Genomic DNA, 12,705 nt, shown 5'->3' with positions numbered 1-12,705 from the left:
CCCCTCCGCTTATCTTTGCGCTGCGGCGAACAGCTCATTTAGCTCTTTCTCCGCTTGCTTGGCGGCGGCTTCGACCGGTTCGTTCTTCAGGACGATGTTCTGGAACATTTTCTCGATGACGCCCTGGCTTGTAATGATGCCCGATTGAATGGTCGGTCCGTTCTCCATGCCGATCGCGGTTCCTTTATTCACGGCATTGCTGATTACTTTCACCGTCTCGCTGAATTTCTGAATCGTCGGATTGTTGAGGAAAGCCGGATCTTCGGCAATATCCTTCATAGCCGGCAGCATGCCGGCAGGGACGGAGTGCAGGAATTTGATGTACCGCTCTTTCTGGTACAAGCTTTCGACGAACGCTTTGGCAATTTCGGGATGCTTGCTCTTCTTCCACACGACCATCGGCACGTTGGAGGTTTCAATCCCATTGTCCGGATCACCTGCATTCACCTTCGGAATCGGAGCCGCTGCGATCTGGTCGACCAGATTCGGCGAGTTCGTTTCGACGCCGCCGATTTGGAAGCCGCTGTTGAAGTCGAAGGCCGTTTTGCCTTGATAATAAAGCGTCGCTTGATCCAGTACTTTAAAGTTGACGGAGCCCGACGGCGAAGTCGTTTTGTACATGTTCACCCAGTAATTAATGCCGTCGATGGCCGCCTTGCTCGTCAGATTGGCTTTGCCGTCCTTCGTAATGAGCGTTTCCCCCGCCGAGCGGACGTAAAGATTCAGGAACCGGGTAGCCATCATATCCCCTTGTCCCATCGGAACGGAGAGACCGTACACGCCGGGCGGGTTGTTGATTTTTTTCGCCGCTTCAAACAGCTCGTTCCAAGTTTTCGGCACTTCCAAATTCGCTTGCTGCAGCAAGTCTTTGCGGTACCACATGACTTGCGCGTGCGAATACAGCGGAATGGAATAGTTTTGGCCGTCTATGGTGCCCTCTTTGAGCGGCGCTTCATAAAACCGGCTCCGGCCGATCTTGTCGATCACGTCGTTAAGCGGGACAAGCGCTTCCGCGTCAAGCATCTCTACGACGTGGTTCGGCAGCGCCGTGCTCACATCCGGTACTTGTCCGGCCGCTAGGCCCGTCGTCCACTTCGTATAAAACTCCGGCCATGCGAACGTTTCTATTTTGATTTTCACGTCCGGATGTTCCGCCATGAAGGCGTCGGCCGCCTCTTTCATAAAATCGTTTCGCGCTCCTTGCGTAAACGAATGCCAAAGGACGATTTCGCCTTTCATGCTGCCCGGATCCGTTTTGCCCGCTTCGCCGGACGTCTTCGGTTCTTCCGAACCGCCGCCATTGCCGCAAGCGGATGCGAATACCATCATGGATGCGATAGCTGCCAGCATGGATGTTTTTTTCATTGCTTCGACCCCTTCCTTATTATGACTAGAATAATATCGCGGATGCTTCTTCATGCTTAATCAAAAAATGCTACACTGGACTCGACTTCCATACGGCTCGTCTTCGCCTGCCGTCCCTAACGGACCTGCACCCCCTGTACCAGTATGCGCTTTCAACATTTCCTACGCCTTTAACGATATCGAAAAACGAAACGTTCTTGAATATAGCAAACCAATCAATACTAGCACAAATCGCTCATCTCAAAAATTTGTCGGCTTCAGTCTCTCGCCAGCTGCCGGTATGCGAACGGGGTGACCCCGAAATGCTTTTTGAACATTCTCGAGAAATAATTGGGGTCTTCAATTCCGACATGATAGGCGATATCCGAAATCCGTTCATCGGTTTCCAAAATTTTGCGCGCGGCCACCACCATCTTCAGCTCCGTCAAAAACTCGCTCGGCGACTTGCCCGTATGCAGCTTGAACAGCCTGCGCAGCGACGAGGAGCTGATATGAACCATAGCGCTCATTTCTTCGATGCTGATATTCTTGCTGAAGTTGTTCATCATATAATCCAGCACGATTTGAACTCTGTTATCATGTTTATTGTCCGCTTTCACGGTAATCGGCTTCTGGGCGCGCTCCGGTTGACCGGCTCCCGAACGGTCGATCATGTAGCCGACGATCAGCTCCAAATATCCTCTCAGCCAAAAATACTTGCCTTTGCTTGCGGCATTTTTCTCCTTGACGATGCATTGAAAATAATCGTTCACCTGCGGGTCGTCACAGCTAACTTTCGTATCGAAGCCGAGAATCTCCGACCATACCTCGCGGTCTCGCAGCGGTACAGCCGCCGTAAACCGGATACTGATAAACGTAAAATCGTCCGTTTGCGCTTCGCAAACCAGCTTGCTGCCTTGCGGAATGTATACGATATCGTTCTCTTCCAGCTGATACGCCGTTTCGTCAATAACAAAAGTAGCTTTCCCTTTTTGAATAAATCGAATCATCGAATAAGGGATTGCCGTCTCGTAGTAGCTCCATGTTTTCGGAAAAACATATTTCTCGGCGTAGAGAAAATTCAGACGGATCGCTTGCAGCAAACCTTGATCGGACATTTCGTTCACTCCCCGGCTAGTATCAAAAAAGGATGCCTCTCGGCAAGCGATCTTGGTAGACCGGCTTCACAAAGAGTACATCCCCATACTTTTTTGTACACGTATTTTATCAAAAATGAAACGGAATGCAAAGGTCAGCAGCATAACGCCTGCATGTTAGTCCGCTGCGCTCCAATCGTTCAACGCAAAGCATACAGACTGACGCAGCCATAATCCGTATAAACCGCAAGGTAATCCTTCGTAAAAGCGAGATTGCAGTTTTTCACAACATGCTCGACTTCGAACGAAAACGTCCGCCTCATCGTTTCGATGTCGTACAGCTGCACTTTGCCGTTATAGTATACCGCTATCAGATTCCCATTTTCCTGAATCGCATAGCTTTTGATCTCGCCCGTCTTCCACTTCTCGCGGCTTGTCAGGGATTCCAACACATAACATTCCAACGCCCATGAGCCGTACTCCTCCTGCGTAAACAAAAACCGGCCGTCCGGCGAGAACGCCATCCCCGCTGTCATCGCGCTTTTCGCCTTGGCAATCGTTCGCTCTAGTCCCATCGCTAGATCGACAAAAACGACCTCGCCGCTTTGCTCGCAAAATGCGAGCAAGCTTCCGTCATGCGACACTGCGGCACAAAGCTGCGGACTATGTCCTCCGTAAAGCTCGCAGTTCACTTTTCTCGTATAACGTACGACGTTCGTTTCCAGATCATATACGACGAGGTTGGGATGATCGTGCCATACCGCCAGTGTACCCGAGAGAGATAGCGTGCTTGCAGGGATCTTCATATGAGCGGTGTATTCTCGGATCTCTCCATTGCTGACGCAAAGGCCGGCAATTTGATGGTCACGATTCATAAGCAGTTCGTTCTTTGCGGGACAGTAGCTCAACTCGTAGATCATCCGTTCACCGGGCAATTCGTACGTTGAACGTATTTCTCCTTGTTCGTCTATGAGGTAAATTTCTTCTTTTTCGAATTGATTGACCACATAGCTGCAATAAAACGTATTCGTGCCGTTGACAGGCGCAAGAGGCATCGAACCGGTATAACCGCCTCCGATGTACCGGTGCAGAACAGGCCGTCCGGCGCCCGCCTTCGGGTTATTCAGCACAAGCCCTTTTTTCAGCCTGCTCCACGTTTCCTTTTGCACATGCTTCGCCGCTTGCTCCGGCTCTTCGAAAACCTTTTCCTTCGCCTTGCCTCCGTTGCTCGCTGTAATAACGCGATTCCCGATTTGTTGAATGGACCATGTTTTTTGATTCTGCTTGTCCGTCAAAATGGTTTCCATAGCATCCTCCCTTGCATTGCCTGAACGGATTCGAAAATCTTGCAATGAAGTTGATTGCGGCCTTCCGCTTGCGCAGCCGCCTCCTATTACAATTATAGGTTGTCGGGAAGAGCGATTCTGCGGTCCTTTTTCCTAATTGTCCGGGACGGTCGCGGGATTTTACGGAATCGTTCACACAAATAAACCACCCGCAGCAACCTATCGCGGCTAAGCCTTGACAGGATCTTACGGGTGATTTTTCGCTGCTTAACCGAGTACCTTCAGCACATCATCGATCTTCCTGTTGTGGGAAAGCACGCCGTAATTCATCCAGGCGAGAAAATCCACTTCATAAACCCGTTTACTCCGAACGGCCTTCAGCTCCTTCCAAATCGGAGTATCCAGCAGGTCTCTTCCCTCTCCGTCCTCTTTGTCGAAGGTGATGAACAAATGGTCCGCATCCAGCCGGGCAAGTCCTTCCATAGTCAAACTGATCCGGCGCTCGTCCCGGGCGAGCTCCCGGACAAGATCGGGCTGAGCCAGTCCGAGGTTTCCGTACAGCAGCGGTCCCGTGTAGCCCCGCGAGCTTCCGCCGTACAAGTAGACCGCCCTGGACGATATGCGCAGAACGGCAACCGTATCGTTTCGCACCGTTCTCGCCAAGCGCTCTCTCGCTTCCGCAATTTTGCTTTCATGCTTTTCGATGGCCAGCGCAGCCTTATCTTTGCGTCCCAAAATACTTCCGAAGGTTTGGAGCGTAATCCTCCAATCCTCTCCTGAATAGGGCATCTTGAAAACCGGGGATATCCGGCTGCATTTATCCAGATTCCAGCGATGATAGCCGTCGTCGAGAATGATGAATTCCGGCTTGTGCCGCGACAAAGCCGTCCAGTCGCCGGTTGTGACGTCGAAATCGGGCACCTCCCGCAGTCCGAGATATTCTTGCCTACCCCATCGCTTGTGGGTGAATTGCAAGACCGGCATGATGTCCAGCGCAAGCAAATAATCCTCAAGAAACGGAGCGAATATTCGCGTACTGCTCTCGTAGCTGCTGCGGTATTGTCCAGGCGTCACCCCGACCGTCTGCTTGAATTTCCGGTTAAAATAATACTCGTTGCTATAGCCGACAGCCTGAGCGATATCATAAAGTTTGTCCCGGGTCATCATCAGCAGCTGCTGTGCTTTATCGATACGAACCGTATTCAGGAAGTCGATCGGAATTTGTCCGGTCATTTCTTTGAAAACCTGCGTATAGCGCCAGCGGCTGGTTGCCGTCATGGCGGCGAGCTGCTCGATCGTGATCGGCTGGTCGTAATGCTCCTTTACATAGTCGACGGAGCGCTGCACCTCCTGCCGCAAGCCGTTCTCGCTGCCTCCCAGACGATACTGCTTGAGGACAAAAAGCAGCAGCGTCTGGAAGCGGATCTGATTTTCCAGCAGCTCCAGTTCGTCTTGCTCCGCTTGATGCCGATAAAGCGTTTCTACGAGCAGCATGCAGGAGGAGAAGGAACCGCAAGTCATGACGGTTTTGCTCAACAGCTCGTCAAATGACGGCTGGCCCGTGAGGGCGGAGCTTTGCTCCGGACGTCCCGTCACCTCGAAGCGGATCCGGTAGAAAATCATCCCTTCTTCGCCGACCTCAAACAGGCCCGACATCCCCGGAGACAGCAGCAGGCACGTCCCGCGCTGCACGCGCGCTCCTCCGCTGCTCAGCGTAATTTTGCCGTCGCCTTCCGTAACCAGAAGCATGGTGTATGCCGACGAGGTCGTATTCATTTGCGCCCGGCAGGCAACCTCTCTGACAAGCTCGATCTCCATGAATCTATATGAAACGGCAGATGCCTCCGTCTGTTGAGTAAAGTTTTCCATCATAAGGCCCTCCGAATACCGAGAATGATTATCATTACTTAGTAGTGTAAAGGAAAAAGGAAAGCTCTTCAATAAATAATTGAAAAGCTTTCCCTATCGGCATGGCGTTTATTTCACCATATATTTGAGCAAATCGTCTAGCTTCATGGAGTTGGCCGTAATCGCGCCCGACTGCCAGTGGGTGCGCTCCACCTTGTACACATGGCCGTTCGCGAAAGCCGGCACCGACTTCCATAGCGGGCTGTCCAGCAGTTTGAACGCCTCTTGGTTTTCTTTCGACCCCCAATCCCCGTTGGAAGGGAACACGATAATATGGTCGGCATTAAGTGACGGGAACGCTTCTTCCGACAGGACTTGCTGGAACTCCTCCATCTTCGCGGCCAGCGGATGCGGCTCCAATCCGAATGTCCTGTAAATCTCACCGGCGTAACGGTTTTTCAACCCGAACAGCGCGATCGTCTTATCACCCGTATTGACTCGGATGACGGCAACCGTTTGCTTGCCTACCGATTTCTCTAATTTGGTCTTCGCATCCGCCATTTTTGCTTCATAATCGGCAAGCGCTTTGCTTGCTTTCTCCGGAATGTTCAATACGTCGGCGATCGTTTTGAGCATTTCCTCCGAGCTCTGAAGCACCTTCTCCGGAAGCCGGTAAGTAGGCGCGATCTTGGAGTACTGCTCGTACTTCGCTTTGTCGACGACACCGTCCACGATGATCAGATCGGGATCCTGCGCAAGAAGCGCTTCTATACTGCCGGTAATATCGAACTGCGGCACATCCAGCTGCAAGTAATCCTGTTTGCCCCAAGTAGGATGATACCATTGAACGACAGGCGTAACACCCAGCACCTTTAAGTAATCTTCAACATAAACGCCTACCACGCGTTTCGGATGAGCCGGAATCGTCACTTCGCCGAATTCGTCCTTCACTACCCGCGTTTCTCCGTCCTTCTTGTCAGCCTCATTCCCGGCTTCTTGCTTCTGTGCCGCCGGGCTCGGGCTTGTGCTTGCCCCGTTCGCCGTTTGTCCGGCCGCTCCCTCTTGTTTGCCCTCCCCGTCACCGCAAGCTGCCACTACAGTCGCCATCATAACAGCGACCGCCGCCGCCAAGACTCTTTTTGCCAATCCAGCCATCAGATCCCCACTCCTGCACTCCGAATTATCACTGATATTCATTCTCAGTTGATATCAACTATAGTAGCCTATGGAGTTGCGCGGAGACAATGCACTTTCTTTTTCTATTTTTTATACATACGGGCAAACGGTTGACGGCGGCGAATAAAACGATAAGGCGGGAACATTCCACGACGCCGTTTAGCATCGAAGTATGCAGGTATAGTGAAATTCATGCTCCCTCTTCTCGTAAAAAACAAAGCAGAATTCCCCCTGCCAAAGCAATCCCTCCGCTAGCGGATATGGAGATTGAAAAAGCCCTTACATAATCGGCCGGCTCCGCTTCGATCAGCGTATGACCCAGCCAATGAGAAAACATCATCCCGCTGAATGCCACTCCCAGCGCGCTGGCAAAGTACATGCTTGTCGAAAATAATCCCGCACCCGTACCGGCATCTTGTTGAGGCACCGTCCCCAGAACCAGGTTGGCGAGCGGTGTCGTTGCCATACCGAGTCCGCATCCGTACCCAAACAAGATAAGAACGTGTCGATTATGAAATAAATGAATCGCATCGGCATGAAGCGCCTGTATAAGAAGAACGCTGCATAATCCCATCATGACCGTTCCTATTTGCAAGATCGCCCTTCTCTTCCTCGTAAAGCGGGAAGTCAGCAAGGAAGCTAGAAAGAACCCGCCGCCCAACGGAAGAAAAACAAAGCTTGAAGATCGAATCGTATAATGAAGGCCTGCTTGCACGTAATAATTTAATAAAACGAAGAAAGAAAACATGCTCAAATAAATAAGCATGACAGCGGCTATTCCCGTGCTGAACAGCCGGCTTCTAAAAATGTCGAAGTCAATCAAAAAGGACTTCCCTTGTTTCTTCCTCGACAACTGTTTCAATGTAAAAGCAGCCAAAATCAAAACTGCCGTCGCCAGACTCCCCCATGTCGCTCCCGACCATCCCCGATGCTGTCCTTCCGTCAACTGATAGAGGAGAAGGGCCAGCCCGCTTAGCAGCAACAGTCCGCCAAACCAATCGACAGGCGCACGGAGCGGCTTCGTAAGAAGGTGGTCAACTGTATGACGCTGTCGTTTCTCGTTGCCTTCCTGTTCAGGGACGATCGGCAGAAGCAGCAGCACCAGCATACCAATCGGAACATTGACAAAGAAGACGGTGCGCCAGCCAAGTCCAAACCAATTCCAGTCGATAAGCAATCCGCCCAGCGTCAGACCAAGAATAAACCCGACTCCGATCACCGCTCCGTAAATGCCGAAAGCAAGCCCTCTTTCTTTCGGATGAAAGCTGTTCCGCATGATCGACAATACCTGGGGCTGAACGATCGCTGCAGCCATCCCTTGTATAATGCGGGTAACCGTCAGTGCTCCTGCATGGGATAAAACGCCGCCTACAGCCGCCGTTATCGTGAACCCTAAAACGCCGACAACCAACATGCGTTTCCGCCCGTAAATGTCGCCGAGCCTCCCGCCCAATATTAGCGCAGCTGCCAATCCAAGCGAATAGCTGGATAACAGGAACTGAGCCTCCGAAAAATCGGCATGCAGACTGGTTTGCATAAACGGCAGGGCGATCTGGACCATATAACTGTTTAATGGGATTAACAATGCAGGGAGCATGAGAAGGGCAAACGCCTGCCAGCGGCGCGGCGCAGCCTGCCGTTCCACCTCGTCATCCTGCTTGATCGGCATCTCCTTTTCCTGCAGCATAGCCCCTACCTCCTTGCGTCGCTTAATGATCTGCCAGCGGAAGGTATGCGATTGCCAGTCCGCCTGTGACCGGATTCACGTAAATCTCGCATTCGATTTCATACACCCTGCCAATCAACTCTTTGCTCAACACTTCGCCTGGAGTTCCATGTGCCGCTACTTGACCGTCTTTCATCACATAGAGAACGTCGCAATAGGTCGCAGCAAGCGACAGATCATGCAGAGCCGCCAAGACGGGCACCTTGAGAGACTTCACAATGGACAGTATTTGCAGTTGGTATTTCATATCCAAATGATTCGTCGGTTCATCCAGGATGAGCAGCTTCGGCTGCTGCGCAATAGCTCGCGCCAATATAACCCGCTGTTTCTCGCCTCCGGACAAAGTGCTGTAGACTCTGTCCGAATAAGCGAGCAAATCCGTCTTTTTCAACGCTTCTTGAACGATGGCATAATCGATTTCACGATCGGGTTCAAGCGCATGCTTATGAGGGGTTCTGCCCAGCATCACCATTTCAAACACGGTAAAATCGAAGCTCATATCGTTAAACTGAGCCACCACAGCCATTTTCTGAGCAATGACTTTGGCGCTCGATGCCGCAACATTTCTTTCATTCAAGAGCACGGTTCCTTTAGTCGGCTTAATGACTTTGTAGATACTTTTCAGCAATGTCGACTTCCCGCATCCGTTTGGGCCAATAATCCCGACAAACGCCCCGTTTTCTACATGCAGCGTAATGTCTTTCACGATATCGATACCCGAAAGGGAAACGGAGAGACGGTTCACGGTTAGTTCCACGCTATTTTCCTCCAAAGCCGTATTTTTTCGTTATGAGCATATACATGAACATGGGTGCGCCGAACAATGCCGTAACGATACCGATCGGCAGCTCGCCGTTCGGTATGATCGTTCTGGCCAGCACATCCGCCCATATCAGAAATATTGCGCTAAAAAGAACAGCCGCCGGCAAAAGACGTCTATGATCGGAGCCGACCATACCTCGTACAATATGAGGAATGAGTAAACCGACGAATCCGATAATGCCGCAAGCCGCTACCATCGTTCCGGTTAAGATCGAGGAAATCGCCATAAATATCCGTCGATAAGCATTCAGATTGATTCCCAAAGTCACCGCTGTTTCTTCACCTGTCAGCATCGTGTTCAAAACCCTGGCCTGAAAGATACAGTAGATTGCAGCAGCTCCAACCATGACGGCCAGCAGCGGCAGCTTGTCCCATTTGGCCGAGGCAAAGCTTCCCATGGTCCAGAAGGTGACCGAACGAATGCCTTCCGCATTTTTGGCAGCTTAAATGATGAAATTGGAAAATGCGCCGCATAAAACATTGATCACGGTCCCGGCCAGAACCAGCTTGACGGAGGACATCTTGCCGCCCAGACTCGCTAGAACGAGCACCATAACAGCCGCCCCCAGCGCGCCGATAAACGCCCACATGGCAACCCCCAAGCTTGCCATTATCCCCGCAGTCCCAAACCCGAGCATAATGGAAAGGGTCGCGCCGAGCGAAGCCCCTGACGAGATGCCCAGTAAGTAGGGGTCTGCCAGCGGATTTTGCACGGAAGCCTGCATCACCGTTCCGCACAGGGCCAACCCCATGCCGACAATCATCGCCAGCAGCACTCGCGGAAAGCGAATGTGCCATATGATATCCGAAATGCTTCCTGAAGAAAGCTCATTCAGATCGCCAAACGAGATCCCCGTCGCCTTGTTAAGCACGATCAGCAAGGAATCTGCGAAAGGTACGGGCACCTGTCCGATCGAGAGGGAAATTCCAACGGAGAATACCAGCGCCATGATTAATAAAATCATCATCCCTATAAATAGCAAACGTCGTTTTAAAACAGATCCCACAGTTGTCGAACCGCCGTTTAGGGCGCCTCTTTTCGGTAAAGACGTCATCATTATTTTCCTCCGAATAACTCGGGATGAATAAACGCCGCCACATCCTCATACAGATCGGCAAGCTGAAGACCGCCATTTATTGCACTCGTATATTCGGCCACCATCACATTCCCTGTTTTTATAGCACTGACATTTTGAAGACTGTCGTTTGAAAGCAGCTTCTTTTTAGTCGCTTCCCTATCGGACTGCTGAAATTCCGTAATAATGATTTTTTCCGGGTTAGCGGCAATAATCGATTCGGTTGATAATTCGATATAGCCGTCCTTCGACAACTTCATATACTCCCCGCCTGCCCCTTCAATCATCTCGTCAATCATGCACCAGGACGGCGGGTAGTAGTAATACGTATCGCGTGCTCCCCCGATAAACAGCACCTTTGGCGTTTTCTCAGCCCCTTCAGCAGTTTTCTTCACCTTATCGATTCTATCGTTCTGCCCTTTTATATAGGCATCCGTCTTCTCTTCAACGTTAAAAGTAACTCCGAAATTGTCGATTTCCTTAAAATATTCATCGATACTGCGGCCGACTGTAAAATTAACGGCCGATACTACCGGAATTCCCCGGTCATTCCAAAAAGAAATATCCCCCAATAACTCTTCCTTAAAAGCCGAAGAAATGGAATAAATGATGTCGGGCTTTAATGCGAGCACAGCTTCCTTGGATGGCCATGATTTTGTTATAAGCGGCAATTCGGCAATTTGTTCGGCATATTTCGAAAAGGACTGGTCGGGGTATCCTAGACCGGAAACTTTATCCTTCTGCCCGAACTCGATCATAAGCTCCGCTATGGCCGATCCGATAACGACAACCTTTTGAGGTTCTTGTTCAATCGTTTGCATCGTCTCTTTCCCTTCATTCGTATACATCTTGATCGAGACCGGATAATGATCGTCTCCTCCGCTATGGGGCTGCTGAGCCTCGATTTGCTCTTCCCCGGCGCGTTCCGTCCCCCTTCTCGTATCGGATGTTGTCTTTGCGCAAGCCGAGCAAAACAAACTCATCGTCACTAGCAAAATGATCCCGCTTCTTTTCATACAGAACGCTCCTCATGTTGTATTTATTCCACCCAGCCGATTGATCCGCTTTGGATGAATGATTTATGATAATGATTATCATTTACATCGTTATTTTTCTCTACCTGCCTGGGGAGGTTTTTCCCTTGCAAAGGGAGCAAAACAAAAAAACTTCAAGTATGCGGAACGTATCGTTCGCTAAGGAACCATACTTTCCACACGCTTGAAGCCTTCTGCTTCCGTTACTCCAACCCGTACCGCAGCTTGCTGCGCTCCGGATTCAGCTGATCGATGCGCCTTAAATATTCGCTGGGACTGCAGCCGTAATGCTTCCGAAAGGTCGTCGTGAAATTGCTGGCATTGCTATAGCCGACCGAGGCAGCCGTTTCCCCCACATTCAAACGCTCTACCTCCATATGCCAGAGCGCCTTCTCCATCCGTTTTTGACGCACAAGCTCGAAGATTGTTTTGCCGAACAATTCGCGGAATCCCTTCTTCAGTTTGAATTCATTCATGCCAACCCGCCTGGCCAACTCGCGGATGGACAACGGCTGCTCGAAATGACTTTGCACCAGCTCGTGCACTTGCTTCAGTATCGTAATATCGTCACGGCGAAGCAGCATCTTTCCGCCTACCGTACCGTATTCGTCGGCCTCGCCGAACAATGCGATAAATTCAAGCGCCTTGCTTTCCATATACAGCCGTTTCATGGTTCCTTGATGCGTACAATGGATCATCTCGGAAACACATCGCTGGATCGCCGAAGTATCCGGGTAACGATCGATATTCCCCCGATGACGGTTAAGCCACGTTTCCATTTGCCGTTTCTCCGTCAAATCTCCGGCATAATGCAGCAGTTCGTTCGGCGTTAGTCTAATTTCAAGCAGTTGATTCCTGATGCCTGCCTTCTTCTCTTCATAAACCTGAACATCCTCCAGGAAAAGGACATTGCCCGTTTGGTTGACAGTATGGCTTTCCTTGCCGTTCCATTCGCAATTAATTTCACCGCTTACGCAATAGCTTAGCTCGAACAATTGACAATTTTCCTGAATGCGAAGCTTCATATCTTGTTTGAATGTAATATCCGTGATCATAATTTCCATCCCCGGACGAATCCGGGTCCGTGTAACGCTTCCCTCGCCGATATGCGACGGAACGGTAAGCCGCTGCTCCCACGCGTTTTGCTGAACGCGCCCGTCTACCCGTCTAGTCATCTGATCGAAAAGATCATGAATTTGCGTAATCGTTAACGTCATCCTGCACCTTACCTTCTTACCTGCCGTTACTTGGAACTCCGGAATATCATGCAATTCTCGATGCATGTGTGCCTCTCAA

At 50.8% G+C, this 12,705-nt stretch carries 9 protein-coding genes and 1 pseudogene; all 10 read right to left on the bottom strand.

Annotation, left to right across the window (positions count from 1 at the left end; genetic code table 11):
• Positions 1 to 9 precede the first annotated feature (9 nt).
• Entirely contained in the window at positions 10 to 1,365 is a 1,356-nt protein-coding gene (locus tag DQG23_RS23545) for an ABC transporter substrate-binding protein (protein ID WP_202865947.1), read from the bottom strand.
• Positions 1,366 to 1,622: 257 nt separating this feature from the next.
• The gene (locus DQG23_RS23540) at positions 1,623 to 2,462 is read right to left on the bottom strand and encodes an AraC family transcriptional regulator (protein WP_113033337.1); all 840 of its coding nucleotides are present in this window, start codon (positions 2,460 to 2,462) and stop codon (positions 1,623 to 1,625) included.
• A 179-nt stretch (positions 2,463 to 2,641) separates the two neighbouring features.
• Positions 2,642 to 3,748, bottom strand: coding sequence for a WD40 repeat domain-containing protein (locus DQG23_RS23535; RefSeq protein WP_113033336.1), 1,107 nt, complete (start codon positions 3,746 to 3,748; stop codon positions 2,642 to 2,644).
• 246 nt (positions 3,749 to 3,994) lie between these two features.
• Positions 3,995 to 5,596, bottom strand: coding sequence for a helix-turn-helix domain-containing protein (locus DQG23_RS23530; RefSeq protein WP_238178001.1), 1,602 nt, complete (start codon positions 5,594 to 5,596; stop codon positions 3,995 to 3,997).
• A 108-nt stretch (positions 5,597 to 5,704) separates the two neighbouring features.
• The gene (locus tag DQG23_RS23525; RefSeq protein ID WP_113033335.1) at positions 5,705 to 6,730 is read right to left on the bottom strand and encodes an ABC transporter substrate-binding protein; all 1,026 of its coding nucleotides are present in this window, start codon (positions 6,728 to 6,730) and stop codon (positions 5,705 to 5,707) included.
• Positions 6,731 to 6,941: 211 nt separating this feature from the next.
• Positions 6,942 to 8,438, bottom strand: a complete 1,497-nt coding sequence (locus tag DQG23_RS23520) for an MFS transporter (RefSeq protein ID WP_238178000.1) — start codon at positions 8,436 to 8,438, stop codon at positions 6,942 to 6,944.
• Positions 8,439 to 8,460: 22 nt separating this feature from the next.
• Complete coding sequence (locus tag DQG23_RS23515; RefSeq protein ID WP_113033334.1) at positions 8,461 to 9,234, bottom strand: ABC transporter ATP-binding protein; 774 nt, start codon at positions 9,232 to 9,234, stop codon at positions 8,461 to 8,463.
• 1 nt (position 9,235) lies between these two features.
• Positions 9,236 to 10,249 (bottom strand): annotated as a pseudogene (locus DQG23_RS23510) (FecCD family ABC transporter permease).
• A 107-nt stretch (positions 10,250 to 10,356) separates the two neighbouring features.
• Positions 10,357 to 11,391 carry an ABC transporter substrate-binding protein gene (locus tag DQG23_RS23505; protein WP_113033333.1) on the bottom strand — a complete coding sequence of 345 codons (1,035 nt, stop codon included), beginning with the start codon at positions 11,389 to 11,391 and terminating at the stop codon, positions 10,357 to 10,359.
• Between the two features lie 221 nt (positions 11,392 to 11,612).
• Entirely contained in the window at positions 11,613 to 12,692 is a 1,080-nt protein-coding gene (locus DQG23_RS23500; protein WP_238177999.1) for an AraC family transcriptional regulator, read from the bottom strand.
• Between the last annotated feature and the right edge of the window lie 13 nt (positions 12,693 to 12,705).

The organism is Paenibacillus contaminans (genome assembly GCF_003285015.1).
GTDB lineage: Bacteria > Bacillota > Bacilli > Paenibacillales > NBRC-103111 > Paenibacillus_V > Paenibacillus_V contaminans.
This window is presented reverse-complemented; position numbering and strand designations above follow the sequence as displayed.

Bases quoted from the DNA above. Each gene is read 5' to 3' on its own strand.
- DQG23_RS23545 (WP_202865947.1), bottom strand. From the start codon at position 1,365: ATGAAAAAAACATCCATGCTGGCAGCTATCGCATCCATGATGGTATTC.
- DQG23_RS23540 (WP_113033337.1), bottom strand. From the start codon at position 2,462: ATGTCCGATCAAGGTTTGCTGCAAGCGATCCGTCTGAATTTTCTCTAC.
- DQG23_RS23535 (WP_113033336.1), bottom strand. From the start codon at position 3,748: ATGGAAACCATTTTGACGGACAAGCAGAATCAAAAAACATGGTCCATT.
- DQG23_RS23530 (WP_238178001.1), bottom strand. From the start codon at position 5,596: ATGGAAAACTTTACTCAACAGACGGAGGCATCTGCCGTTTCATATAGA.
- DQG23_RS23525 (WP_113033335.1), bottom strand. From the start codon at position 6,730: ATGGCTGGATTGGCAAAAAGAGTCTTGGCGGCGGCGGTCGCTGTTATG.
- DQG23_RS23520 (WP_238178000.1), bottom strand. From the start codon at position 8,438: ATGCTGCAGGAAAAGGAGATGCCGATCAAGCAGGATGACGAGGTGGAA.
- DQG23_RS23505 (WP_113033333.1), bottom strand. From the start codon at position 11,391: ATGAAAAGAAGCGGGATCATTTTGCTAGTGACGATGAGTTTGTTTTGC.
- DQG23_RS23500 (WP_238177999.1), bottom strand. From the start codon at position 12,692: ATGCATCGAGAATTGCATGATATTCCGGAGTTCCAAGTAACGGCAGGT.